16 protein-coding genes and 1 tRNA gene are annotated in these 25278 nt (G+C 44.6%); 5 read left to right on the top strand and 12 right to left on the bottom strand.

The features are described 5' to 3' along the window. Window positions 1-87: 87 nt before the first annotated feature. The 3 genes from rpoD to BTO10_RS08630 all read left to right on the top strand — a co-directional run bounded on the left by rpoD (window position 88) and on the right by BTO10_RS08630 (window position 3654). The gene (gene rpoD / locus BTO10_RS08640) at window positions 88-1932 is read left to right on the top strand and encodes an RNA polymerase sigma factor RpoD (RefSeq protein WP_004740789.1); all 1845 of its coding nucleotides are present in this window, start codon (window positions 88-90) and stop codon (window positions 1930-1932) included. Between the two features lie 163 nt (window positions 1933-2095). Continuing rightward, a tRNA-Ile gene (locus BTO10_RS08635) sits at window positions 2096-2171 on the top strand. A gap of 214 nt (window positions 2172-2385) precedes the next feature. Continuing rightward, window positions 2386-3654 carry an O-acetylhomoserine aminocarboxypropyltransferase/cysteine synthase family protein gene (locus BTO10_RS08630; RefSeq protein WP_105024313.1) on the top strand — a complete coding sequence of 423 codons (1269 nt, stop codon included), beginning with the start codon at window positions 2386-2388 and terminating at the stop codon, window positions 3652-3654. A gap of 107 nt (window positions 3655-3761) precedes the next feature. Here BTO10_RS08630 and glmS read toward each other — a convergent pair whose 3' ends face one another. Beyond that, window positions 3762-5594, bottom strand: coding sequence for a glutamine--fructose-6-phosphate transaminase (isomerizing) (gene glmS / locus BTO10_RS08625; RefSeq protein WP_105024312.1), 1833 nt, complete (start codon window positions 5592-5594; stop codon window positions 3762-3764). 107 nt (window positions 5595-5701) lie between these two features. Next, a complete protein-coding gene (locus BTO10_RS08620; RefSeq protein WP_105024311.1) occupies window positions 5702-6472 on the bottom strand; it encodes a DeoR/GlpR family DNA-binding transcription regulator in 771 nt (256 codons plus the stop codon). 430 nt (window positions 6473-6902) lie between these two features. Between BTO10_RS08620 and pykF the strand changes: the two genes are divergently transcribed. Both pykF and BTO10_RS08610 read left to right on the top strand, forming a co-directional pair. Continuing rightward, on the top strand, window positions 6903-8315 hold the full coding sequence (pykF, locus tag BTO10_RS08615) for a pyruvate kinase PykF (RefSeq protein WP_105024310.1): 1413 nt from the start codon (window positions 6903-6905) through the stop codon (window positions 8313-8315). A gap of 176 nt (window positions 8316-8491) precedes the next feature. Beyond that, window positions 8492-9163, top strand: coding sequence for a GntR family transcriptional regulator (locus tag BTO10_RS08610; protein ID WP_105024309.1), 672 nt, complete (start codon window positions 8492-8494; stop codon window positions 9161-9163). A gap of 602 nt (window positions 9164-9765) precedes the next feature. On the opposite strand, the gene BTO10_RS08600 is transcribed toward BTO10_RS08610, so the two are convergent. The 10 genes from BTO10_RS08600 to BTO10_RS08555 all read right to left on the bottom strand — a co-directional run bounded on the left by BTO10_RS08600 (window position 9766) and on the right by BTO10_RS08555 (window position 24718). Then, window positions 9766-11649 carry a sensor domain-containing diguanylate cyclase gene (locus BTO10_RS08600; RefSeq protein WP_105024308.1) on the bottom strand — a complete coding sequence of 628 codons (1884 nt, stop codon included), beginning with the start codon at window positions 11647-11649 and terminating at the stop codon, window positions 9766-9768. A 114-nt stretch (window positions 11650-11763) separates the two neighbouring features. Next, window positions 11764-12258 (bottom strand): acetolactate synthase small subunit, encoded by a 495-nt coding sequence (gene ilvN, locus BTO10_RS08595; RefSeq protein ID WP_105024307.1) that lies wholly within the window; start codon window positions 12256-12258, stop codon window positions 11764-11766. A 1-nt stretch (window position 12259) separates the two neighbouring features. Beyond that, window positions 12260-13999 carry an acetolactate synthase 3 large subunit gene (locus BTO10_RS08590; RefSeq protein ID WP_105024306.1) on the bottom strand — a complete coding sequence of 580 codons (1740 nt, stop codon included), beginning with the start codon at window positions 13997-13999 and terminating at the stop codon, window positions 12260-12262. 460 nt (window positions 14000-14459) lie between these two features. Continuing rightward, entirely contained in the window at window positions 14460-16268 is a 1809-nt protein-coding gene (locus BTO10_RS08585) for an AMP-dependent synthetase/ligase (RefSeq protein WP_105024305.1), read from the bottom strand. Between the two features lie 201 nt (window positions 16269-16469). Then, complete coding sequence (leuO, locus tag BTO10_RS08580; protein WP_004740800.1) at window positions 16470-17429, bottom strand: transcriptional regulator LeuO; 960 nt, start codon at window positions 17427-17429, stop codon at window positions 16470-16472. Between the two features lie 346 nt (window positions 17430-17775). Beyond that, window positions 17776-18831, bottom strand: coding sequence for an MJ1255/VC2487 family glycosyltransferase (locus tag BTO10_RS08575; RefSeq protein WP_105024304.1), 1056 nt, complete (start codon window positions 18829-18831; stop codon window positions 17776-17778). Window positions 18832-18886: 55 nt separating this feature from the next. Further along, window positions 18887-19411, bottom strand: coding sequence for a phosphatase PAP2 family protein (locus BTO10_RS08570; RefSeq protein ID WP_105024303.1), 525 nt, complete (start codon window positions 19409-19411; stop codon window positions 18887-18889). Between the two features lie 206 nt (window positions 19412-19617). Continuing rightward, window positions 19618-22725 carry an efflux RND transporter permease subunit gene (locus BTO10_RS08565; RefSeq protein ID WP_105024302.1) on the bottom strand — a complete coding sequence of 1036 codons (3108 nt, stop codon included), beginning with the start codon at window positions 22723-22725 and terminating at the stop codon, window positions 19618-19620. Continuing rightward, complete coding sequence (locus tag BTO10_RS08560; protein WP_105024301.1) at window positions 22722-24059, bottom strand: efflux RND transporter periplasmic adaptor subunit; 1338 nt, start codon at window positions 24057-24059, stop codon at window positions 22722-22724. The genes BTO10_RS08565 and BTO10_RS08560 overlap by 4 nt, the downstream gene beginning before the upstream one ends. Next, window positions 24059-24718 (bottom strand): TetR/AcrR family transcriptional regulator, encoded by a 660-nt coding sequence (locus tag BTO10_RS08555; protein WP_105024300.1) that lies wholly within the window; start codon window positions 24716-24718, stop codon window positions 24059-24061. Before BTO10_RS08555 ends, BTO10_RS08560 begins: the two co-directional genes overlap by 1 nt. Window positions 24719-25278: the final 560 nt, after the last annotated feature.

Genomic DNA, 25278 nt, shown 5'->3' with positions numbered 1-25278 from the left:
AGTCAGCATTTAATTAATTTGTTAACATAATTGGTTTGCATTTGAGAATGCAACGTCCTTCACCAGACCTGAAGTTGGATATCATCTATGGATCAAAATCCGCAGTCACAGCTTAAATTACTTGTTATTAAAGGCAAGGAACAAGGCTATCTGACCTACGCCGAAGTAAACGACCACCTACCTGCAGAAATCGTGGATTCTGAACAGGTAGAAGACATCATTCAAATGATTAACGACATGGGCATCAAAGTAGTTGAAACTGCACCTGATGCTGATGATCTAGCGCTTAATGATGACGATGCCAATATAGATGAAGACGCTGCCGAAGCTGCAGCTGCTGCGCTTTCAAGCGTAGAAAGCGAGATTGGCCGTACTACTGACCCAGTTCGCATGTACATGCGTGAAATGGGTACAGTTGAACTACTGACTCGTGAAGGCGAAATCGACATTGCGAAGCGCATTGAAGATGGTATCAATACCGTTCAACTTTCTGTTGCTGAGTACCCAGGTACTATTCCATACATCTTGGAACAGTTTGACCGTGTACAAGCAGAAGAGATTCGCTTAACAGACCTAATCAACGGCTTCGTTGACCCAGATGACGATGGCACCGCTGCACCAACAGCAACTCACATCGGTTCAGAACTTGCTGAAACTGATCTGGATGACGAAGACGCAGAAGACGTTGATGATGAAGCTGAAGAGGAAGAAGAAGATACAGGTATCGACCCTGAGCTTGCTCTTGAGAAGTTCACAGCGCTTCGTACTAGCTACCAAAACCGTCAGCTAGCGATCAACGAATACGGTCATGAAAGCCCGAAAGCAATGCTTGCAACAACAATGATGCAAGACGTATTCAAAGAGTTCCGCCTAACACCAAAACAGTTTGATTACCTAGTAAACGAACTGCGTAACTCTATGGATCGTGTACGTACTCAAGAACGCCTAATCATGCGTCAAACGGTTGAGTACGGCAAAATGCCGAAGAAATCTTTCATTGCTCTATTTACTGGCAACGAATCAAGCGAAGCATGGTTAGATGAAGTTCTTGCTTCTGATAAGCCATACGCAGAAAAGATCAAACGTCACGAAGGTGATATTCGTCGTTCAATCCAGAAACTGGACATGATCGAGAAAGAGACCTCTCTGACAGTTCAAAGCATCAAAGACATCAGCCGTCGTATGTCTATCGGTGAAGCGAAAGCTCGTCGTGCGAAGAAAGAGATGGTTGAAGCGAACTTGCGTCTAGTAATCTCGATTGCTAAGAAGTACACAAACCGTGGTCTACAATTCCTGGATCTAATCCAAGAAGGTAACATCGGTCTGATGAAAGCGGTTGATAAGTTTGAATACCGTCGTGGTTACAAGTTCTCGACTTACGCTACATGGTGGATCCGTCAAGCAATCACTCGTTCGATTGCCGACCAAGCTCGTACTATCCGTATTCCGGTTCACATGATCGAAACGATCAACAAACTAAACCGTATCTCTCGTCAAATGCTACAAGAGATGGGTCGTGAGCCACTTCCGGAAGAGCTAGCTGAGCGCATGCAAATGCCTGAAGACAAGATCCGTAAAGTACTGAAAATTGCTAAAGAGCCAATCTCTATGGAGACACCAATCGGTGACGACGAAGATTCGCATCTAGGTGATTTCATCGAGGATACAACGTTAGAACTACCTCTAGACTCTGCAACGGCAACTAGCCTACGCGGTGCAACTAAAGACGTTCTTGCTGGCCTAACACCTCGTGAAGCTAAAGTACTGCGTATGCGTTTCGGTATCGACATGAACACTGACCATACTCTTGAAGAAGTTGGTAAGCAGTTCGACGTAACTCGTGAACGTATCCGTCAGATCGAAGCAAAAGCACTACGTAAACTTCGTCACCCAAGCCGTTCAGAAACTCTGCGCAGCTTCCTAGACGAGTAATCACACACATTGATGTGATTAGATTTTAAGCATAATTAAGAAAAGGTGAGCTATGGCTCACCTTTTTTGTACCTGTGTGATTTAAGTGGCTAAGATGTAAGCGGAATTGTCCCTCATAGTGTCTAGACACCACTGAATGCTTCCCCTATAATCTATGCCCTACGGCCCCTTAGCTCAGTGGTTAGAGCGCACGACTCATAATCGTTCGGTCCCCAGTTCAAATCTGGGAGGGGCCACCAAATTAGAAAAGCCAGAACAGTTCACGCTGCTCTGGCTTTTTGCTTTTTTAAGCTCGCTATTCTTTATGCCCTACTCATTTCAATATATCCCTGAATAAGTGAACTCCACAGTTCACAATGCCAATTGCCTCTCTGTGACTAAGCTTACTTTTCTTTTATAAAAAAATCGGCAATATGGTTGTACATAAATCGCTCAATCATTCAGGGAAGAAACATGAAAGACGAAACACTCTCGATCCACTTCGGCTACGAAACCGATCCAACCACGAAATCCGTTGCTACCCCTATCTACCAAACTGTCGCCTATGAATTTGATGATGCTCAGCATGGCGCAGATCTGTTCAACCTAGAAGTACCAGGTAATATCTACACCCGCATTATGAACCCAACCAACGATGTGTTGGAAAAACGTATGGCTGCGCTAGAAGGCGGTATCGCAGGCTTGGTTGTCAGTGCGGGCAGCGCGGCAATCAACTACGCGATTCAGACATTGGCACAAATCGGTGACAACATCGTCTCAACACCTCAGCTTTACGGTGGTACTTACACCTTGTTTGCTCACATGCTGCCAAACCAAGGGGTTGAAGTTCGTTTTGCCAAAGACGACAAGCCAGAAAGCCTAGCCGAGTTAATCGATGAAAAAACCAAAGCGGTTTACTGTGAGAGTATCGGTAACCCTGCGGGTAATATCATCGATATAGAGCGTGTCGCCGAACTTGCCCACGCACAAGGTGTCCCTGTGATCGTCGATAATACCGTCGCGACTCCAGTGCTGTGTAAGCCTATTGAGTTTGGTGCTGATATCGTGGTTCACTCACTAACCAAGTACGTGGGTGGTCACGGTACAACCTTGGGTGGTGTGATTGTCGATTCAGGCAAGTTCCCTTGGGCTGAGCACAAAGACCGCTTCCCGGTATTTAATCAACCTGAGCCCTCTTATCACGGTGTGGTGTATACCGAAGCCTTTGGTGAGGCAGCGTTCATTGGTCGTGCCCGAACAGTGCCATTACGGAATACTGGTGCGGCCTTGTCACCAATGAATGCCTTCATGCTAATGCAAGGCTTGGAGACGCTATCGCTACGTATGGAGCGCCACACGGAGAACGCGTTGAAAGTAGCTGAATACTTAAGCCAACATGAGAAAGTCAGCTGGGTAAGCTACGCAGGTCTACCAAGTTCAGAATTTTACCCACTTGCTGAAAAATACATGCAGGGTAAGCCATCGGCGATTTTATCTTTTGGCCTAAAAGATGGTTATGAAGCAGGTGTTCGCTTCTATGACGCACTACAAATCTTCAAGCGCTTGGTAAACATTGGCGATGCAAAATCTCTGGCTTGTCACCCAGCTTCGACAACGCACCGTCAGCTAAGCGAAGCTGAACAGAAACAAGCTGGAGTATCACCAGAGATGATTCGCCTATCAGTAGGGATTGAACACATCGAAGATATCCTTGCAGACCTAGAGCAAGCTCTTAACGCTTGAGACTTATAGCGACACCAGAAGACAAGTGTGCAAGGTAACAGCTACAAAAAAGCCCATCACATAAGATGGGCTTTATTCTTATCTAACTTTTGTAGACTGCCAGAGAGTTACTCAACCGTTACCGCTTTCGCTAGGTTACGAGGTTGGTCAACGTCGGTACCTTTGATTAGCGCGACATGGTAAGAAAGCAACTGCATTGGAACCGTGTAGTAAATAGGTGCCGTTACTTCACTCACGTGAGGCATCTTGATGATCTTCATGTTCTCATCGCTCTCAAAACCTGCGTCTTCGTCTGCGAATACGTACAGTAGACCACCGCGCGCACGTACTTCTTCTACGTTCGATTTCAGCTTCTCTAACAGGTCGTTACTTGGTGCAATAACCACTACTGGCATATCTGCATCAATCAGAGCTAGAGGACCGTGCTTAAGCTCACCTGCAGCGTATGCTTCAGCGTGGATGTAAGAGATCTCTTTCAGTTTTAGAGATGCTTCCATTGCGATTGGGTAGTACTCGCCACGGCCTAGGAATAGTGTGTGGTGCTTATCAGCAAAGTCAGTCGCTAGTGCTTCGATCTCTTTATCAAATGCCAGTGCTTTCTCGATGTCTGTTGGCAGTTGGTGAAGTGCTTGAACGATTTCCGTCTCTTTCGCTTCATCGATACGACCTTGTAGGCGACCAATAGACGTTACCATCATCAGCATTGCTGCAAGCTGCGTAGTAAACGCTTTTGTTGAAGCAACACCGATCTCTGTACCCGCGCGAGTCATGAACGCAAAATCAGATTCACGAACCAATGAAGAGCCCGCTACGTTACAGATTGTCATCGCTGACATGTAACCTTTCTCTTTAGCAAGGCGAAGGGCTGCTAGCGTATCTGCCGTCTCACCAGATTGAGATAACGTAACAAGCAGGCTGTTTGGACGAACCACAAAGTCACGGTAACGGAACTCAGAAGCGATCTCTACGTCACAGCTTACGCCAGCTAGCGATTCAAACCAGTAGCGTGCCGCCATACCTGAGTTGTATGAAGTACCACATGCGATGATCTGAACGTGTTCAACTTTGCTTAGGATCTCTTCCGCTTTAACGCCGATTGCATTGGTGATCACAGACGTATCTGAGATACGACCTTCCATTGTATTGATCAGTGCAGTTGGTTGTTCAAAGATCTCTTTCTGCATGAAGTGACGGTATTTACCTTTGTCACCCGCATCGTGCTCTGCGTTAGATTCAACGATTTCACGTTCAATACGCTCACCGTTTGCATCGAATACGTTAACTTCACGACGAGTCACTTCTGCAACATCGCCCTCTTCTAGGTACATAAAGCGACGTGTCACACTAAGTAGCGCTAGTTGGTCAGATGCTAGGAAGTTTTCACCAACACCAAAGCCGATTACGATTGGGCTACCAGAACGAGCAACAACAATACGTGAAGGATCTTTACGATCAACCGCTACTGTACCGTATGCGCCATCCAGCTGTTTTGCTGTTTTCTGCAGTGCTTCAACTAGAGAGTCTGAAGTACGAAGCTCCCACTCAACCAAGTGTGCGATAACTTCAGTATCTGTTTGTGAAGTAAACTCGTAGCCGCGCTCTTTTAGCATAGTACGCAGTGCTTCGTGGTTTTCGATAATACCATTGTGTACTACCGCGATATCACCAGACATGTGTGGGTGTGCATTCGCTTCAGATGGCTCACCGTGTGTTGCCCAACGAGTATGCGCAATACCAGTACCACCAACAACTTGTTGCTGTTCTACCGCGTCAGCTAGCTCTTGTACTTTGCCTAAGCGACGTACACGAGTCAGATTTGATTCGGTATCAACCACAGCGACACCCGCTGAGTCGTAGCCACGGTATTCTAGACGGCGAAGGCCTTCTACTAAAATCTCTGCTACATCACGCTGTGCTACTGCACCAACAATTCCACACATAGTTTGACTCCATCAATTTCGTTTATTCCTATTGGCAGCAAGCAAAGGCCATATCTTTAATAAGATTAATTATAGGAAGTTAAATGCATAATAGTTAAAAATTAGTTTTACGCTGGATCCGTTAAGATCACTCGAACATCGTGCGACTCGATAATTGCCTGAGATTCTTTGCTCAAGTCTGTATCTGTAATGAGGATGTCGACGTGATCCCATGCCAGCTCTAGATTAGGGATCTTTCGTCCCACTTTTTCAGACTCAACCATCACGATCACTTCTCGTGATACTTCAGCCATCACTTTACTTAGACCAACCAATTCATTGAACGTGGTTGTGCCTCTGTCGAGGTCGATACCATCAGCCCCAATAAACAGTTGATCAAAATCGTATGCGCGAAGTACTGATTCTGCGACTTTGCCTTGGAAGGAATCTGAGTGGGTATCCCAAGTGCCGCCGGTCATTAGTAACGTCGGCTCACTTTCAAGCTCATTAAGTGCGTTAGCCACGTGCAATGAGTTGGTCATAACAACCAAACCACGCTTAGTATTGAGCTGCTGAATTAGGGCGCCCGTTGTGCTGCCACTATCAATCACGATGCGGTTATGATCGCGAATTAAATCTGCAGCAGCTTTGGCCAAAGAAACCTTTCGAGTCGAAACTTTTTGACCCAATTCTTCGTTAACCACCTCTTTCGGTAGCGAAATCGCACCACCATAACGGCGTAAAAGCTGACCGTTTTTCTCTAAAGACGCTAAGTCCTTTCTAATAGTGACCTCTGAGGTTTCGAACTTAGCGGACAATTCATCAACACTAACCTCCCCTTTTTCGTTCACTAGGTTAGAAATTGCATGTCTTCTGAGCTGAGTGTTTCGTTTCGACATTTAAAAAAAGACCAGTAAGTTTCGATATGAAACATATTATAGTTACAACGAAACTATTTAGTCCATTTATTTTGATCCAAAAAATTAATAAATAGCGATAAAACCTTGTCCTAAGACAATTGTTAAGCAGTGATATTGAATTGATTAGGTGGTAGAATCCGCACCCGAAAAGAAAAAAAATTACAAAACTGACCGTTATTTTTTTGCAACTTTCACCTGATATATTGGTGTAAGTCACAGAAACCCGATGTTGAATCAAAATCTTTTGGTCATAAAATGACTAAAATTGATGAAAGACTTACAACTCTGAAGGGCATATTGGAAGTCTCGCGATTTTACTCAGCAGGCACAAAATGTTGATGTAGCGGACCAATCTTCAGAACTTAAATAAATTTCAAATTGTAACAATACTTACCGGAGAGTACCTTCCATGAAAAAGACCAAAATCGTTTGTACGATTGGCCCTAAAACTGAATCTGTAGAGAAGCTAACTGAGCTAGTAAACGCAGGCATGAACGTTATGCGTCTTAACTTCTCTCACGGTGACTACCAAGAGCACGGCACTCGTATTGCGAACTTCCGCGAAGTAATGGACAAAGTAGGTAAGCAACTGGCTATCCTTCTTGATACTAAAGGTCCAGAGATCCGTACTATCAAGCTAGAAGGCGGCAACGACGTAGATCTAGTAGCTGGTCAAGAATTCACTTTCACAACTGACACTTCAGTTGTAGGTAACAAAGAGACTGTAGCGGTAACTTACGCTGGTTTCGCAGCTGACCTAAACGTTGGTAACACTATCCTAGTAGATGACGGCCTAATCGAAATGGAAGTTATCTCTACTACTGAAACTGAAGTTAAGTGTAAAGTTCTTAACAACGGTGCACTAGGCGAAAACAAAGGTGTTAACCTTCCTGGCGTTTCTGTTCAACTTCCAGCTCTATCTGAAAAAGATAAGAACGACCTTAAGTTTGGTTGTGAGCAAGGCGTTGACTTCGTAGCAGCTTCTTTCATCCGTAAAGCATCTGACGTTAAAGAGATCCGTGAGATCCTAGACGCGAACGGCGGCAGCGACATCCACATCATCTCTAAAATTGAGAACCAAGAAGGTGTAGATAACTTCGACGAAATCCTAGAGCTTTCTGACGGTATCATGGTTGCTCGTGGTGACCTAGGTGTTGAAATCCCAGCTGAAGAAGTAATCTTCGCTCAGAAGATGATGATCGAGAAGTGTAACCGTGCACGTAAGATGGTTATCACAGCAACTCAAATGCTTGATTCTATGATCAACAACCCACGTCCAACTCGTGCAGAAGCGGGTGACGTTGCGAACGCAATCATGGATGGTACTGACGCAGTAATGCTTTCTGGCGAAACTGCTAAAGGTAAGTACCCAGTTGAGGCTGTTACTATCATGGCTCAAATCGCGAACCGTACAGATTCAGCTCTTAAAGCAGAGCTAGGTTCTCGTCTAGACAGCCCACGTCTACGCATCACTGAAGCAGTATGTAAAGGCGCAGTAGACACAGCTGAGAAGCTAGCTGCTCCTCTAATCATCGTTGCTACTGAAGGCGGTAAGTCTGCACGTTCAGTACGTAAGTACTTCCCAACTGCAAACATCATTGCACTAACAACGAACCAAAAGACAGCTGCTCAGCTTGTTCTTACTAAAGGTGTCCGTCCAGTTCTTGTTGATTCTATCGACAGCACTGACGCATTCTACCAAATGGGTAAAGAGTACGCTCTTAACGCTGAATTCGGTAGCAAAGGCGACATCGTTGTTATGGTTTCAGGTGCTCTAGTAGCTTCTGGTACAACAAACACGGCATCTGTTCACGTTCTATAAGAATGAACCGATTCGCATAAAATATAAAAGAGGGCTTCGGCCCTCTTTTTTTATGAAACAAAATCTTGCCTAACTTTTCAGTACGCTGTATTATCAAACTCAATAGAACCACGTACTGTTAAATTCCAATGGACTCTTTCTAAGAGACGGATAAGCAGACTAGAAATCAAATATACATGAGGTTTGTAATGTCTAGTCCTACTCTCACTGACAAAGTATCAAAGATGATTCGCCAGGATATTCTCAATGGTGAGTTAGCCCCGGGCCAAAAGCTCGTTGTTGCTGATCTAAAGAACAGATACAACGTTGGCGCATCTCCAATTCGCGAAGCTCTAGTGCAGTTATCTTGGAGCAAATACGTAAAGCTCGAGCCACAAAAGGGCTGTTGGGTAGCACCAGTATCAAAGAAAGAACTGAATGATCTTTATGAGAGCTTACGTTTCGTTTCATCAGTACTGTTGAAAAAAGCGATTTCTGCAGGTGATGAAACCTGGGAACTGGATGTACTGACCTCTTATCACAAGCTGTCTCGAGTACAGCATGTGTCTGAAGAGTTTGACTGTGTGGAATGGGAAGAGCGTCACCAACAGTTCCACGTTGCGCTACTTGAAGGCGCTGACTCAGAGAACATGTTTGGCTTCTTTGAAGATTTGATCAACCAATTAAAGCGTTACCGCTTCTTAGCGATGTCAGCACAGAGTGCGTCAGAAGAGCTGTTCAACATTGATGAGCACGAAATGATCATGAAGCTAGTACTGTCGAAGAACGTAGAGCAAGCAACTGAATTGCTTGATCAACACCTGCTAGGTTCAATGAAACGAATTGAAGAAGTTATCGAAGCGGCATAAAGCAGCGATAGGTTTCAAACCAAAAAAAAACGGAGCTATAGCTCCGTTTTTTTGTTTTCAGCATCAAGGCTGGACTACCACCCAAAAAACTCTTTGTGATGAGTATTGAGTAGCAAGACCATAGGTAAGAAATACAAAGCACTCAGTTTAAAACCAAGAATGACCAATGTACCTATGGTTAATCTCACTAAAAAATCGACAAACATACCACGCCTCTTTTAACCAGACTGTATGATCCCCAAACTCTTGCTCCTGCTAACCTAATTCTACTGCTGCCTTTCAACTCATTGAAAAGGCTAGCTAACCAGCTGAATTAAGTTAACGGTGTCATCCCTTTACTATCTGGTAAACACTCTATTTATTACACCGCTTAACATGATGTAATCTGAAGCAACGTAGTTTACTTATTGTTCATTTTAGCTCAAATTTTCACCATCATTAGACTTTAGTCTAACTGTACAAAAATTGTGACATAGCTCGCTCAAAAGTGAGATTCCTAAAATCTACATTGAAAATACTTAACCACTCTCTCAAGTGAAAGGCACCTAAAGAAATACAGTTGCGGTAAACAAAAAGAACTAGGAATAAAGAAAGGTATAAAGCTACGCGACATCCGCATAGCTAGGACAGATAGAAACGGTATTACGCCCAGATGATTTCGACTCATAAAGCCCGACATCTGCACATTTGTATGAACGGGTGCTGTTGCTCGTCAAGTCTGTGAAACCGACACTGACAGTTACCTTGGTGCCTGCAGACAGTTCAATCTCAATGCGTAGTCGGTCCAATACACGCTTCGCTTCTGGCAAAGAAGTGTGTGGCATTAACAGTGCGAACTCTTCACCACCAACACGCGCCACAAAATCGCTACTTCGAAGGCTGTCTTGTAGAAGCTTGGCCACTCTGGCAATCACACGGTCACCCTCATCATGACCAAGCTCATCATTAATTCGTTTAAAGTTATCGATATCGACTAAAGCTAAACAAGTCGTCGCTTCATTTGGGTAACGCTCAACCAAGCGAGAATAGTAAGCTAACTGCTCTTCAAACTTTCGACGATTCCAGAGATTGCTCAAAGCATCTCGCTCACTCAAAAAGCGCAGACGCACCTCGAGCTCTTTCCTTACTGATATATCCACCAGCGAGGTAATGTAGTAGCTCACTTTACCTGAGTTACTCTTGACCGCATGGACACGCATGATGGCAGTAAAAGGAATACGCAGCTTGTTCTTACACAATACCTCGCCTTCCCACACTTCTTCATTATCTAAGTGTCGCCAGATGGATTCACTGGTGATCTGCTGATCTGTATTTTCCAGCAGAAGCTGCAGTGCATTATGACCGATAACCTGCGGTTCGCTGTATCCGGTCATATTTTCAAACTCATTGTTGATCATCATGGTGCGATGCTGTTTGTCCGTGATCATCACAGCCGACATACCATTCAAGGCTGCACGCGCAAGTTTACTCTCTAAACTACGACGTCGGTAATGTGTCACGAGATACGCAAACGGAAAAGCAAAAAGTAATACCGTGAAAAGTACGATGATCTCTTCGTGGGCAAGATCGTTAAGGTCTCGTTCAGCTCGAGCAAGAAGTTGCTTCTCATTAAGCTGAATCACAAAGTACATTTTTTGATTATTGGCTAGCAGAACGGTGTTAAACGCAAACAAGTTGCCATCTTCAAACACCGTCCCCTTTTGTTGCTGAGAGAGCGCTTTCCATGTTTGAGGAGCTATGTTTTTGAGGTTAAAACCTTTTCTTTCAGGAACAGAGTCGCCAAACAATTTGCTGTTGTTTGGGCTAGCGATGTAATAGCCCTCACCATTAACAACTTCCGATCTAAAATCATAATCCGGAGAAAAGTTAAGACGCGAAGAGAGCCCCCAGACATCGAGGTTGATCACCAGATAACCGACACGCTTCTCAGGAGTTTCAACAGGGGTGAACACTCGAAAGACAGGCTTATAAGGGTATGCTAACTCACCATGCTCAGTTTCAAGCTCTATCCCCCAACCACCGATATCTTCGTGTTCTAGACTCTGTGCAAACTGATAATAGTTAGAGTCAGATTTATCTTGTAATTGCTGAGGCAGCGTCACGGATCCTGTTAAAGACGAGTAGTTCACACGAACCAGCTCTTTACCCGCAACGTCGATTAAGTGAATTTGTGTGTACCACTTTTGGTTCACTAATACTGACTGCCACACTTCTTCTAGAAGGCTTTTCGTCTGCTCAGAGGGGGAAGATGCGAAGTTAACTAAGCTTTGGCTATGACTCAGTAGCCTCATAACCGAAACCAACTGAGCTTTTAAGAGGTTGTAGTCTCTCTCAGCGTAAACTAGCTGATGAAGGGCTTGCTTCGCAGAGTCATCAAAGCTTTGTTGTTTGACTTCTTTGTAGCGCTGTAAATAGTAAAGTCCCACTGCCGAAGACAGTGCTATCGAAATAATCAGCAATGTAATTATCGATTTACTATTTCTCATTACTAACTCAAATGAAAGTAGAAGGAAGCGCAGAATTATAGCACTCTATAAAATTAACAAAATAAAAGCCGCTTAAAAAAGCGGCTTTATAGCTATCTTTTAAACACTTAACGTTTAAGCTTTCAGCGCGCGCTCACCACGAGCGATGCCGACCACGCCACTGCGTGCCACTTCAAGTACTTCTGTCACTTCAGACATAGCTTGAATGAACGCATCCAGTTTCTCGCTCGTGCCCGCCATTTGTACCGTGTATTGAGAAGCCGTCACATCAACAATTTGACCACGGAAAATATCCGCCGTGCGCTTCACTTCGGCACGAGCAAAGCCACTCGCACGAACTTTTACCATCAATAGTTCACGCTCGATGTGCTCAAGCTCAGAGACTTCCTGAACTTTAAGAACATCAATCAGCTTATGCAGTTGCTTCTGGATCTGTTCAAGCTGCATTTCGCTCGAGTTAGTTGTCACGTTCAAACGAGAAAGCGTTGGATCATCTGTTGGAGATACGTTCAACGACTCGATGTTGTAGCCACGTTGAGAAAACAAGCCAACCACACGAGAAAGCGCACCCGGTTGGTTTTCCATTAGTAGTGAAATAATGTGTCTCATATTATGTTCTCTCCGTTTTGCTTAGCCACATATTATCCATACCCTCGCCTTTGATCTGCATTGGGTATACGTGCTCGGTGTCATCTACACTGATATCGACAAATACCAAACGGTCTTTCATCGCCAGTGCTTTTTCCAAACCTGATTCAAGCTCATCCGGAGATGAAATGCGCATACCTACGTGACCATAAGCCTCCGCAATAGCCGCAAAATCAGGAACAGAGTCCATATATGAGTTTGAGTGACGACCTTGATAAACAATGTCTTGCCACTGTTTTACCATTCCTAAGAAACGGTTGTTTAGGTTAATAATCTTAACTGGGATATTGTACTGCAGTGCCGTCGACAGCTCTTGGATATTCATCTGAATACTCCCGTCACCGGTTACTACCACAACTTCTTCATCTGGTTTAGCGAACTTAACACCCATGCCCGCAGGTAGACCAAAACCCATGGTGCCTAGGCCACCAGAGTTAATCCAACGGCGTGGTTTGTTAAATGGGTAATATAACGCTGCGAACATTTGGTGTTGGCCAACATCAGAAGCAACGTAAGCACCACCATTGGTTACTTTGTGCAGAGCTTCAATAACTTGCTGCGGCTTAATGCACTCAGAAGATTTTTCATATGCTAAGCAGTTACGATCTTGCCACTGCTTGATTTCACTCCACCAGCTCTCAAGAGCTTCAGCATCGTTAGTGCCGCCCTGCTCAATCAGCAGGTTAACCATGCTCTCAAGTACTTTTTCCGCAGAACCTACGATAGGCAGATCCACTTTCACGTTTTTAGAGATCGACGATGGGTCGATATCAATGTGCATGATCTTCGCGTTCGGGCAGTACTTATCTAGATTGTTGGTTGTGCGATCATCAAAACGTACACCGACACCAAAAATAAGATCGGCATTATGCATCGCCATATTGGCTTCGTACAAACCGTGCATGCCTAACATGCCTAGAGAATTCTTGTGAGTACCAGGGAAAGCACCTAAGCCCATTAGTGTGCTTACTACGGGTAGATTCAGTGCTTCAGCCAATTTGATCAGCTGTTGATCGGCTTCAGAGATAACCGCACCGCCACCGACATAAAGTACTGGCTTCTTCGCTTCAAGAAGTGCCTTTAGTGCCTTCTTGATCTGACCTTTATGACCCGTAACCGTTGGGTTGTACGAACGCATTTTGATCGTTTCTGGGTATTCATAAGGAAGCTTGATTTGCGGGTTTAATACATCTTTTGGCAGATCGATAACCACAGGACCAGGACGTCCTGTCGTTGAAATATAGAATGCTTTTTTTAGAACTTCAGGGATATCTTCCGCTTTCTTAACTAGGAAGCTGTGTTTAACTATCGGGCGAGATACACCCACGATGTCACACTCTTGGAAGGCATCATTACCAATGAGATTGTTTGGTACGTTACCTGAGATAACGATCATTGGAATCGAGTCCATGTACGCCGTTGCGATACCTGTTACGGTATTGGTTGCGCCAGGACCAGAACATACCAGTACTACACCAGGCTTGCCGGTAGAACGAGTATAACCATCTGCCATATGGGTAGCGGCTTGTTCGTGTCGTACTAATACGTGTTTGATTTCATCAGTTTTCGCATGCAGCGCATCATAGATATCAAGTACAGAACCACCTGGGTAACCAAAGATTTGTTCTACACCCTCTTCAATAAGAGACTGCACCACCATCTCAGCGCCGGATAACATTGCTGTTTCAGGTTTTGTTGTCATATTGCTCTCCTCACCAGTTTCCAATCACATTTGGTGAACGTGTTGGGCTGGTTTTTCATAGTCTAGGGCTTATTCGTAGCCTAATTCGAAATACTTCCACTTTTTCGGCTATGGCTGTCTGTCGTGATAACAACAAACAGTAATACGAAACAACTTTAACGCTTTATTATCATCTGGTCTAACACCCGTTATCCGGCGATCATGTTAAAAAACCAACCATCAGCTTAAAACATCAAACAAACACTACCCCAAGCTAAGCAAACAGTCATAAAAACCAAATTCACACTTAAAAAAAGCACTTAATATTTATATAAACCACTATTTATCGATGAATTACGCGCTTTTCTGTGTGCGCATTCGCACATTCTGCCAAGTCTTGAGCCATAAAAAATCCCCCTAAAAATGCAATCACATTCGTAGGGGGATTTTTAAACAACTGAAAATTTATCTATCCTAAAAACTACTTATCTTTAGGCTTTTCAGTGTACATTTCTTCGATTTCGTCTTGATACTTGTCGTTAATAACTTTACGACGCAGTTTCTGAGTTGGCGTTAATTCGCCATCATCCATTGAAAACGCTTTTGGTAACAACTTGAATTTCTTCACTTGCTCAAATTTAGCAAGCTCTTGCTGCAAGTCATTCACACGCTTCTCAAGCATCTCAACGATTTGGTGGTGTTTAATCAGTTCTACTCGATCGTGATACTTGATATTCAACTCTTTAGCGTACTCTTCTAATGAGTCGTAACACGGAACAATCAGTGCAGAAACGAATTTACGTGTATCAGCAATAACAGCAATCTGCTCGATGAAGTGGTCTTTACCGATCGCGCCTTCTACTACTTGCGGTGCAATGTACTTGCCGCCTGAAGTTTTCATCAGCTCTTTAATACGGTCGGTAATAAACAGGTTACCATTTTCATCAAAATGGCCTGCATCACCGGTCTTCAAGAAGCCGTGCTCATCGAATGTTTTCGCTGTCTCTTCTGGCATTTTGTAGTAGCCACGCATCACCATTGGACCACGAACAAGAATCTCATTCTGAGCACCAATTTTTACTTCAGCGCCCGGCATAGCCATACCAATTGAATCAGGGTTAAAGCAGCGGTCATCCCAGCACGACACTGTTGCTGTGGTTTCTGTCATGCCATAGCCAAGTTTTACGTTAATGCCGATAGCATGGAAGAAACGACCAATGGTTTCATCAAGCTTCGCGCCACCACATGGCATGAAATTGATGTTACCGCCAAGCAGCGCTCGTAGCTTAGATAACACAAGCTTATCGGCTAGCGCATGGCTCTTCTTCAACATCAGTGATGGTGTACGACCTTCTTGGTGACAAACCGAGAGCTTCGCGCCCATGTTTACCGCCCAAGTAAATAGCACTTTACGGATAAACGGCGCTTTAGATACTTTCTCGTGAATCGCAGAGAAGATCTTTTCATAGAAGCGTGGAACCGCACACATTACGGTAGGTTTCACGTCGCTCAGTGCATCACGTACCTGCATTGTGTCTTGCAGATAGCAGTTAGTTGCGCCTTTGTAGAGCACGTAGAAAGTCCAAGCACGCTCAAATACATGTGATAAAGGTAGGAAACACAACGAGACATCGTCTTTCGTTAGGCTCAAGCGCTCATCGTGTCCTTCTAGCTGGTAGCCAACATTGGTGTAATCAAGCATTACGCCCTTAGGCTGACCTGTTGTACCAGAGGTATAGATAAGGGTCAGTAAGTCATCCATGTTTGCATCAGCAAGACGAGCGTCGAATTCAGCCTGTTGTGACTCGACACCACGTGCCATGAAATCATTCCAAGATACCGCAAAGCTGTGACCCTGAAGATCGATACCGTCCGACATCGCCACAACTACTTCTAGCTGTTCGCACTCTTCAAATAAGCTAACGGCAGCATCGAATTGAACTTGCTCACCAACGAACAAGATCTTCACATCTGCATTTTGGATAATGTAAGAAGACTGCGCGGCGGTATTAGTTGGATAAATCGGCACAGTAACAAGACGAGCTTGCAAAGCAGCGAAATCTGCCACCGTCCATTGAGGCATGTTGTTTGAATAGATACCGATCTTATCTTGAACTCTCAATCCTTGAGCCAATAGCGCTAATGAAAGCGTATCGATTTGTTGCCCAAACTGCTGCCAGCTAATGCCTTGCCATACATTACCTACTTTGTGTTTCAAAGCTGTACGGTTGCCGCCTTGGGCAATTTGGTCACGAAGTCTTTTTACGATATGAAAATCTAAATTGGCCATCTCTTTACCTTTGGCTTACACCTGTAAGCTTTTTTGAGCGCACAAGTGTACCTCTGATTATGGAAAAGGCAACTGATGGAGCTCAAAGTTATAAGTAATAGTACGCCTCTCGCTAGGTTTTCTATCAGCAAAGATAGCAAGCACAAAAAAGCCCTAAGCCAGACTCCCAGCTTAGGGCTTATAAACCATAGAGTTTAGTGCTTAGTTAAACGCCACTACTTCGCCACAGATCATCATTAGCTGATCTCGTAACCAAATGTGCCCCTTATCTTTCTCACTTGATTCGTGCCAGCTTAGGTAGCCAGAGATTGCCGCATTATCGAATGGGAAATCTAGGATCTGCAGATTATCTTTGTTTGCTGCGTGCTCTACCATCCAGCGCGGTGCAATCGTTACTAACTCAGATTGACCAACAACGTAAAGTACGTTGCTTAGGCTCGTGCCTTCGTAGAAAGGTGTGCAGTCTAGGTCACGGTAAGCTTGCTCAGAGAAGCTACGTTGGCCGTGAATGCGAGACAGTTTCGCGTGCTTCTCATTCAATAGCTCTTCAGCTGTCACTTCACCGTTAATGCGTGGGTGAGAAGAAGAAGCAACCACAACCAATTCGTCTTGGAAGATCTCAGTACTTGAGAAACCTTGCTCATCGAAACGAGCGTAATCAATAACGAAGTCGATTTCTTGGTAGCGCATACGCTCAGAAAGTTGACGGTCGAATTCAGCATCCATATGCAGTTTTACGCTAGGTGCTTGCTCATTAATTGTCGACATAATCTTAGGTGCAAAACGCATGTCACAAGGGCTGCAAATCGCAAGCTTGAACAGGCGAGAAGAAGACTCTGGAGAAAACACCGAACTTGGTAATTCGTTGCGTACTAATTGTAGCGCTTGGCGGATAGGACCAAACAACTGACGTGCACGTTGAGTCGGTTGAATACCACGGCCTTGACGCATAAATAGTTCGTCGTTAAACATCACTTTCAAGCGAGCCACAGCGTTACTTACTGCCGGCTGAGACATACCCAAGTTGTGAGCTGCACGTGTAATGTTTTGCTCTTGCATTACTGCATCAAATACAGTCAAAAGGTTTAAGTCCACTCCACGAAGTGTGCTTTCCATTCTATAGCTAGTGATAGCACTCATTGCGTCTTTTTTATCTAACATTCAAGTTGCCTCTTGTCGGTACGACAGCGTTAAGTTTGTAATGGTATGGGAATAGATAACCACTAGTTTTTATATTTACCAGACCGATGCTTTTCGGATTACACTTACTATTAACCAATACATCCCCAGCTACCAACAAGATTGATAAAGAATAACTTAATTTTACCTCAATAATTAATTAAACCATAAAAATCAACAGCTTAAATAGTTATAAAAAAACATAAAATGCGCTAATTTGGAGTTTAATTTCGACTTATTTAGCTACTCTGTCGTTCAGTTACATTTGTTACAATTTATTTGGCTGATGAATTGATTAACCACTCAATACAAAATCACTACTTATGGATTAGGTGAGCGATGCGTAGCTCGGAAAGTCTACCTTGTCCCAAAGCTGTTTTCTTAGGTCATCTTGATTGGCCCAATTCCCGGCTAAAACCCACTCAACAAGCGCACTAGCGACATCTGGATAAGAGACAACTTCAGCTTGTTTTTCGTTGAGCCAACTACGCAAAATCGCCGGATCAAGAAAGCTCATGGTTTGAGCTAATCCAAGCGCCTCAAGTGTGGCCACATTGCTCTGCTGTTCAAACTGCCCATCAAGTGGTTTAAGCAATAACTTCTTGCCCAGAGTCAGCGCTTCAGATGGCAGTTCAAACCCACCATTAGCCACCACACCAGAGCACTGATTTAGGTCGAATTGGAAACCCGCATGACTGAGTGGTTTGAAGGTAATATTTTCAACTTGGCTATGCTCAATCACATTTGGGTGATAACAGACAAAACTGTGCGAAATAAACTTCATTAGTAGCTCTGAAATTGCTTCAAGATCCTCAAACGGCAAATAGACCAATGTGAAATCCTGTGGTACTTGAGCCTGCTCGTGGTGAGCTAAGGTGTGAACGATAGGCGGCAATATTGGTTGCTCGAAATGATACCAGTGCAAACCGATAGAATGCTCTGTCGGCGCAAAGTGTTGAATCACAGAATGCTCAATCCAGTTTCCTCCCTCTTTGGGTACATCATAACGAAATGCATTTTGGTGGCTGATACCGATACAAGGAACGCCCTGCCTTTTGGCCGCCCAAGCCGTCACAGGTTCAAAGTCATTGAGCACCAAGTCATAGGGCGTAAGATCCAGCTGTTTAACCTCATTAAGAAAGCGCCAGACATTATTCTTTATGAATGTCTTTCCATATTTGACCTGCCCCTGCTCACTATAAAAAGTTAAGCCGTTACGTACTTGGTAGTTGCCAAACTCTTCCATCGAGAAGTACTTGCTCGCTTCTCGGCCTGAAAAGAGAAAATCAACATCAATATTCTGCTGACGAAACGCGACGGCCATTGCCCTTGCTCGTGCAATGTGACCATTTCCAGTACCTTGTACGCCGTATAATATTTTCATGAGACTTCCTTTCGATTCGCTACTTAAGCGCTTAGTAGTGATGACTGATCAATGATTAAAGAACGAGGCTGATAGCGAGACTGGTACATGCCATCCCCAAAGCTGCACCAATGAGTACATCCGTTAAGAAGTGCACACCGAGTAGTATTCGAGAGACGGCAATCGCTGTGGCCCAAATCAAACTAAATAGATACAAGCTCGGATAGAAATGTCCGATTAATGTCGCCATAACAAAAGCAGCAGCGGCATGCCCAGATGGCAGGCTGTACTTATCTGATGGGACAATATGAGAGTAAAGTAGAGAAGAGAATTCCGCGGGCCTGCGACGCTTGAGGGTATTTTTCGCAAACCAGTAAATCGGCAATTCAATAGCGAATGCGGTTAAGCCCACTATCAGAAAATCACTGCCTGTTTTGCTATCGGCGAGCAATGCAATCAAAGCAATCAATATATAGAGGTGACCATCCCCCGTATGAGAGACCGCCTTACTCAACGTCGCATGTTGGCCACTAAGCCGGTTCTTTAAACAGAAAACAGAAAATGCCACATCCCAGCGGACAATAGGTTCGATAGTACGCATACGTTCTCCTTAACAATACTTATTCAGTTAAGGGTCAAGTTATGCCCAACAAATGACAGTTAAGTGACGTTTTGAATGAACTAAAATGAAATTTTCCACGGTTGAGAAGCCGATGATTCACCGTATCAGAGGCTTATTCACCTCATATAAAAATAAAGCGACCCTAGGCCGCTTTATTATTCATTTCTAATTTCTGACTTAAAACTCTATAGCGAAAGGGGCTCGTGCTTTTTCACTAAACCGAAGTCAGCCAAGATTGCGTAAGCAGCAGGGATCATAAACAGCACTAGCAAGGTTGAAGCAAAGATGCCAAATACGATCGAGATAACCAAAGGCTGAATAACCTGAGCTTGCAAGCTGGTTTCGGTGAGTAGAGGCAACAAACCAGCTGCCGTCGTCATCGAGGTCAAGAACACGGCACGGAAACGCTCGCGACTCGCTTTCACTACCGAGTCATGCACGCTATCTCCTTCATCAACGTGATGACGAATGTATTGAACGAGTAAGATAGAATCGTTAACTACAATCCCGGCGAGCGACACAAAGCCCATCATACTCGGCATACTTAACGAGTGACCAAGCACCCAGTGACCCACCACCACCCCAATAAAGGCTAATGGAATCGCGAGCATCACAACCACAGGCTCTAAATAGCTTCTGAATTGATAACTCAGGATAGCAAACACACCAAATAGACCGAGCAAGAAGCCTTTACCCATCGAGGCACCCGTCTTGGCTGCATCCTTCGCTTCCCCTTCAAAGTCAAAACGTAAGCCTGGGTACTTCTGAATGAGTTTAGGCGCTTCATCTTTTTGAAACTGAGCCAAGATCGCTGAAGAACTCGCTTTCTTATTATCAATATCACCAAAGATACTAATGGTTCTCAGCCCGTCAATACGTTGGATACGTACGTAATTACGCTGGAAATCGAGCGTCGCCAGCGTAGCTAACGGAATTTGGCTGCCGTCCGCGGTAATGATCGGGAAGTTAGCAAGCTGTTGAATGTCACCCGCTTGCTCTTTATCAAGACGCACCTCTATTGAGATATTCTCAACACCGATTTGAATCTCGTCCGCTGTCTGGCCAAAGAAGGCAGCACGCAGTTGAGATGCAATCATCTGCCCGTTCACATTATAGGTTTCAGCACCTGGGCGAAGCTTAACCAAGATCTCTTCTTTACCCATGCGCATGTCATCAAGCACGCCATGAACACCATCAAACTCATTAAGATAAGCCTGAATATCCAGAGATGCGGCTTTCAGTGCATTGAGGTCATCATGCTTGGCACGGATTTCTATCGCTCGCCCACCCGGCCCCATGGTTGGTTGCTTGAAAACCAATGAAATTGGGTCTGCGAGTTCACCGATATCCTCTCGCCATGCATTTATGAAATCATCAATCACCGTGTTGCGGCTCTCTGCCCCACGAAGATCTAAGCGCACGGTAGCCAAGTGCGGGCCTGATTCGTTGGCATCGGCATTGGCATTGAACTGGCTGGTGATATGTTCGACGAGCGTGTTGCCCTCTTCAACCTCTTCGCTCCACTGCTCATTCAAACGTTCTGCAGAAGCCACAATCTTATCGACCACTCTCTCGGTTTGAGACAATGATGCACCAGGAGGAAGGATAATACGCGCCTCAGCAATATCACCATCCAACTCTGGGAATGGCTGAAATTTGACAATACCACCTGCAATCAAAGCGATAGACAGAAGCAATAAGGTCAACACTCCGCCCATAAAGGCATAGCGGAAAGTCACCACTTTCTCGACCATATTCATCAAGGTGGTATTGCGGAAGTTCTCAAACTTCTCTAGTAACACGGTTTTGAAGCGCAGCGCTGGCTTATCGTTTTTCTCTTTGTGTAGCGAATGCGACAAGTGATTCGGCAGAATTAAGAAAGCTTCGATCAAGCTCAACGACAGCACCAAAATCAGCACCTGAGGAACGGCCTTGAGTACCGCGCCCATTTCCCCATCGAGAAATAACAAGCTACCGAAGATACACACCGTCGTTAAAAAGGAAGACAACACGCCGGGAAGTACTTTCTTAACGCCGTTATACACCGCGTCATCAACGTTTTGCCCTCGGTCTAGGTGGGAGGCTATCGATTCTGCGATCACAATGGCGTCATCCATCATAATACCGATCGCCATCAACAAACCGACCAGTGACATAATGTTAATCGACAGTCCTAAATTGGCCATTAAGAACAATCCGCCAAGAAAAGCCACCGGCAGGCCTGCTGCAACCCAAAATGAATAACGTAAGCTGAAGAACAGCCACATGGTTGCGAATACCAGCACAATACCTTGCCAGCCATTGCGCACCATCATGGTCAAGCGATCCCACAATACAGAGGAGAGATCGTTGGTCATTTGCAGAGTCACGCCACCAGGTGCAATTGCACGCTGGTCCTCAACAAACTGAGTGACACGCTCTTTAATTCTCAGTGCATCATCTTCTTTGTTCTTGCTAATTTTAAGCAGCGCAGAAGGTTTGCCATCAAATAGCACCTTCTGTTCATCAAGCTCAAAACGGTCGGTGATCTTGGCAATATCTCGTAAACGGATCACAGAGCCATTTGGCGCTGAACCCACAACAATACTTTCCAATTCCACGGGTGTAATACGCCTTTCATCGAAGCGAATCAGGAAGTTTTTGTCTGGCGTTTCAACGTTACCACTCGGCAGTTTCACATTCTGGCGGCCAATCTGATCGGCAATATCACCGACACTCAAACCGAGTTGACGAATCGCTTGATTATCCAGTTCAACACGATATTGGTGATCAGAAAATCCGCTGACATCAACCAGTGAAACATCGTAATCGAGCTTCATTGTGCGTTTCAGATCTTCAGCGTATGCCTTCAGTTCAGGCCATGAGGTGTACGCAGTGATCGCGATATCAACGACTGGCTCATTCCAATCCAGCTCTTGTACAACCGGTGATTCAATCTCGGTAGGAAAATCGTTGATCGAGTTGATCTGAGTTTGCACATCCACCAGCATTCGGCCGATATTCGCTTTCTCATTGAGCTTGAGAATTAGACGTGCACTGCCTTCTATCGCCTCACATTGGGTTTCTTCAATGTTCGCTAAGCCATCGACCGCGTCTTCCATTCGCACACACAGGCTCTCTTCGACCTCCTGTGGTGAAGCACCCGGATAAACAATCGCTGCCATGATGTAAGGCGGATCGTAAGCAGGAAAAGTTTCACGTTTGATGGTAGATAACGAACTCAAACCCAATATCAACAAACCAAGCATCAACAAGTTGGCTGCGGTTGGGTGTCTTGAGAAGAACTTGATCATGAAGCGCGCTCCTCACTGTCAGCGGAAAGCTCATCACCATTTGAACCAGACTCTTTCAGCAGCATGCCTTCAATAGCGGGCAGAACGTCGTTAAGAACCAGTTTGTCTCCGGTCTTAAATTCACCACGGATAACTACTTGGTTATCTCGGCGGTAAAGTACTTCGACATTCACAACCTTCAAACGCTGGTTCTCATCCATCAAATAAACCTTATCGCCATGTAAGGCACGTTCAGGCACAACCCAGCTTGGATTTGCTAATCCTTCAATCTCCGCTTTAACAAACATACCATTCACTAAAGGCGTAGCGCTGTTTGGCTGAAGCGCAGAATAATCTTGATTGATTTCAAGGATGATGCCCGCTGTCGCTTGGTTTTCATCCACAGTTTCACTGATTCGTGCAACCTTGGCTGGCCAAGTCAGATTTAGGCTGCCACTGTTTAGCTGAATGCTTGCCTTAGCTGGCGTTTGATATGGATTTGGTATGCCAGCTGAATCGCGAGGGAATTGAGTAAAGCTTGAGGCTAAAGTTTGCATATCGTGAATAGAGAGCTGTGCCTCAACCTCCATAACGTCAATCCCATGAGCAATGAACATCTCTTGCTGCAGATTAACCACTTGATTCTGTTCAATATCGACTTGAGCGATTCGCATTGGTCTAGGCAAGGTGATGGTGGTTTTATCTAAAGAGCGTTGCGCTTCTTTTACTTTAGAGACATTGACCTTAATCACCGCTTGTGCGACACGCTTTTCATCTGGCATTAAGGCGATTTGGTTCTGTATATCTAACACCAGCTTCTGTTGGGAAAGTGCGCTCTGCTGTTGAAGGTCGACATCGGACTGAGAGGTCAGCCCTTTCTTACGCAGATCTTGTTTACGTTGTAGCTCTTTATTACTGATCACTAAACGATTTTTTTCGATCTTCAGTGTCTGTTTCAGGTTCTCTTCTTCTTGATTCAGTTTCTCTAGTGAGGTCTGGCTCGATTTAAGATCCGCCTCGGCTTGCACCAACTTCAACTCGTAATCCAAAGGATCGATCTTAAGCACCTCAGTTCCTGCAGGGATCACTTGCCCTTTCTCAAGATCGGGGTGTCGATAAACGATCTGTCCTGTTACTTCGGCAATCGCTTTCCATTCAACCTTAGGTACCACTTTGCCAAAACCAACCGCCAACGGTGCGATCATCTGCTTCTCTAAACTGACAGTTTCAACCAAGCGTGCCCTGTCGCCGGCGGGCTTAGTTGGTAAATCTGGCTTCAAGTTAATCGCCACCACTAGACCAATCACACCAACAGCTAGGGCTGGGAAGAAAAGGAGCTTTTTATTTATTCTCATTATTTGGGTTCCTGCAAAGATGAAGGGCTTGGTGCATTGATAAAGCCTTCCGTCATCAGTTGAATGTTGTGTTCGATTAATCGATTCAGAAAAGCTTCATTAAGCTCGATGCCATGAATAGCCAGCAAGGGCGGCGGTGCTATAAACGGAAACACCATCAAGCTTATATACGACACGCGGCAGAGCTTAGGATCCATATCCTTCCGCAAAACGCCTTGTGCCATCAGCTTTTCAAAAATGACATCTTGAGCAGGTTTAGTGACATCGAGAAAGACCTTCTCTAGCAGCTCTCTCTGCACCTCTGAAGGTGGCATATTCATCACTTGAGCAATTAAGCGAGGAAACTTAGGAACCTTGACCATCTCTTTGTAGTAAGTGCGCATTAAATCGAGAAAGTTCTCGTGGCTGCTCTCATCTACCAGCTTATGCATCTGGAGTTGCATTGGTCGCAACGTTTCACGCAGCATTGCTTCAAACAACCCTGCTTTGTTACCAAAGTAATATCGAATCATCGCGATATTCACTCCGGCTCGTTCAGCAATTAAACGAGTGGATACCTTGTCATATGGTTGAACGACGAACAGATCACGAGCATGCTCAATAAGCAACTGCCTGACATCGAGATTCTGCTGCGGTCGTCCTGCTTTGCGCCCTGCCATCACTAAAACCTACCAACCTAATTAATCACACGATTAATTATAGGGATAAATCAACACGCTGGCAGAAGATTAATTACTCACTATTTAATCAATTGATTAATTAATTTAAACGCGCTTGTGATTTTTTTGGTGAATCGTTCCATTAAAAAGATTTACTACAAAGTTTTAACCTACACATAAACCAAACGATAAACTAACCGCCCAACCACAAAACCCCAAGCAGATGATAAAACCAATAATCGCAAGATTATTAGCACAAACCAAAACAAAACGCCGCTAATGTATGCTGATATTGGATTTTCTTGTTTGACGCTCAGAATAAATTACGGTAAATATGGTGTTAACAGTTTATTTACGGATATTTGTGTAATGATTTTTTCTTCTTCTCGACTGCTGAAACTTCTCCTTATCGTGAACCAATCGCGTGGGTAAGTTGTGGGTCAAGAACTACACAAATATTAAACCCGCGCTGAGCGGGTTTTTTTGTAACTGGCACTTTTAAAAGAACATCATTCTCAATAATAATTTGGATAGCAATCGATACAATGTCGATATAAGGA

This window comes from Vibrio chagasii (assembly GCF_002954585.1).
Lineage (GTDB): Bacteria > Pseudomonadota > Gammaproteobacteria > Enterobacterales > Vibrionaceae > Vibrio > Vibrio chagasii_A.
Note: the sequence above shows the minus strand (reverse complement) of the source record. Positions and strands in the feature narration are given on the sequence as shown.

Excerpts from the sequence above, each read along its gene's own strand:
- rpoD (WP_004740789.1), top strand. The coding sequence starts at position 88 with ATGGATCAAAATCCGCAGTCACAGCTTAAATTACTTGTTATTAAAGGC.
- pykF (WP_105024310.1), top strand. The coding sequence starts at position 6,903 with ATGAAAAAGACCAAAATCGTTTGTACGATTGGCCCTAAAACTGAATCT.
- glmS (WP_105024312.1), bottom strand. The coding sequence starts at position 5,594 with ATGTGTGGAATTGTTGGTGCAGTAGCACAGCGTGATGTAGCAGAGATT.
- BTO10_RS08570 (WP_105024303.1), bottom strand. The coding sequence starts at position 19,411 with ATGCGTACTATCGAACCTATTGTCCGCTGGGATGTGGCATTTTCTGTT.
- BTO10_RS08575 (WP_105024304.1), bottom strand. The coding sequence starts at position 18,831 with ATGAAAATATTATACGGCGTACAAGGTACTGGAAATGGTCACATTGCA.
- BTO10_RS08620 (WP_105024311.1), bottom strand. The coding sequence starts at position 6,472 with ATGTCGAAACGAAACACTCAGCTCAGAAGACATGCAATTTCTAACCTA.
- BTO10_RS08610 (WP_105024309.1), top strand. The coding sequence starts at position 8,492 with ATGAGGTTTGTAATGTCTAGTCCTACTCTCACTGACAAAGTATCAAAG.
- BTO10_RS08565 (WP_105024302.1), bottom strand. The coding sequence starts at position 22,725 with ATGATCAAGTTCTTCTCAAGACACCCAACCGCAGCCAACTTGTTGATG.
- BTO10_RS08585 (WP_105024305.1), bottom strand. The coding sequence starts at position 16,268 with ATGGCCAATTTAGATTTTCATATCGTAAAAAGACTTCGTGACCAAATT.
- BTO10_RS08555 (WP_105024300.1), bottom strand. The coding sequence starts at position 24,718 with ATGGCAGGGCGCAAAGCAGGACGACCGCAGCAGAATCTCGATGTCAGG.
- BTO10_RS08590 (WP_105024306.1), bottom strand. The coding sequence starts at position 13,999 with ATGACAACAAAACCTGAAACAGCAATGTTATCCGGCGCTGAGATGGTG.
- leuO (WP_004740800.1), bottom strand. The coding sequence starts at position 17,429 with ATGTTAGATAAAAAAGACGCAATGAGTGCTATCACTAGCTATAGAATG.
- ilvN (WP_105024307.1), bottom strand. The coding sequence starts at position 12,258 with ATGAGACACATTATTTCACTACTAATGGAAAACCAACCGGGTGCGCTT.
- BTO10_RS08560 (WP_105024301.1), bottom strand. The coding sequence starts at position 24,059 with ATGAGAATAAATAAAAAGCTCCTTTTCTTCCCAGCCCTAGCTGTTGGT.
- BTO10_RS08600 (WP_105024308.1), bottom strand. The coding sequence starts at position 11,649 with ATGAGAAATAGTAAATCGATAATTACATTGCTGATTATTTCGATAGCA.
- BTO10_RS08630 (WP_105024313.1), top strand. The coding sequence starts at position 2,386 with ATGAAAGACGAAACACTCTCGATCCACTTCGGCTACGAAACCGATCCA.